Origin of the sequence: Anaerovorax odorimutans (genome assembly GCF_024459955.1) — a bacterium.
Classification (GTDB): domain Bacteria; phylum Bacillota; class Clostridia; order Peptostreptococcales; family Anaerovoracaceae; genus Hominibacterium; species Hominibacterium odorimutans_A.
In genome coordinates, this window is record NZ_JANFXK010000099.1 from 1 (window position 1) to 451 (window position 451).

Sequence of the window (451 nt, forward strand, 5' to 3'; positions counted from 1 at the left end):
GAGCCAAACCCGGACGATTTCATAATGGTGCTCACCACACCTTGAGCAATTTTGAATAAGGCCATCATCAATTCCAACCCGTAGCTTATGACCCCTTTGGCGATGGCAAAGCGAATGAATAGCTTCAAGGCGTGCTCCGGTTTTTTCACTTCCACGAAACTTCCACAGGTCTTAACAACGCCCACTAAAAAGAACAGCACCAGCAGGGCGTATCCAATGGCCTGCAAGGCTCCATGGATATCCACAATCGCATTCCAGATTCCTCCTCCCTTAAAATGCTCCGGCGATTGGGTGAGCAAGCGCCAAATCTCCGCCAGTTTGCTGTTCCAGGTGTCCAGTGCGTTTTGCAGGTTTTGGACTACCCAGTTATCGGATTCCAATATCCTTCACCTCCTCCTTTTTGAATGGTAAATAAAAAGCAGCAAAGCGGGATAGGTCTTTCCGCTTTGCT

Annotated in this window: 1 pseudogene; it reads right to left on the minus strand. The window is 48.6% G+C overall.

Annotation, left to right across the window (positions count from 1 at the left end):
- Positions 1-380: pseudogene (locus NE619_RS18040) on the minus strand (hypothetical protein); the annotation flags it as partial.
- Between the last annotated feature and the right edge of the window lie 71 nt (positions 381-451).